We start from the raw sequence: 444 nt of genomic DNA on the forward strand, positions 1-444 counted from the left end.
GCCGCCTCCGCCATCTGCTGCACCGTCTGCACCGCCGACAACACCGGACTGGTCACCGCCACCGTCACCCCTTGCTGACGGAACTTGTCCTCGGTCACGGTACGGCTGCTCTGCTGTGCAGCGAGAATGCTGACCGTCCGGGCCACGATGTCGATGTCGCCACCTGGTGCCAGCACATCACTACCGATCTGCGTATACCGATTGCCCGCCACGATGCGCACATCGCCTTGCACGCTGCCAATGGTCGATGCCGACGCAGTCTCGCTATTGCGATCCACATCGCGGCTCTGCATGCGGCTGCCCACCGTCACGCCGATGCCCGCCCCCATCACGCCACTCTTGGTCTCCTGACGGAAGTTGCGCTGGGTGCTGCTCTCGCTTGCGGCAACAATGTTCACGTCATTGCCCGCCACAATGGTCGTCCCCTGCGTAGAAACGATCTGG

Annotated in this window: 1 pseudogene; it reads right to left on the reverse strand. The window is 63.5% G+C overall.

Annotated elements, in window-relative coordinates:
• Positions 1 to 398 (reverse strand): annotated as a pseudogene (locus tag HWE01_RS22605) (hemagglutinin repeat-containing protein); the annotation flags it as partial.
• Positions 399 to 444 lie beyond the last annotated feature (46 nt).

The organism is Herbaspirillum sp. C7C8 (assembly GCF_022627875.1).
Lineage (GTDB): Bacteria > Pseudomonadota > Gammaproteobacteria > Burkholderiales > Burkholderiaceae_D > Herbaspirillum.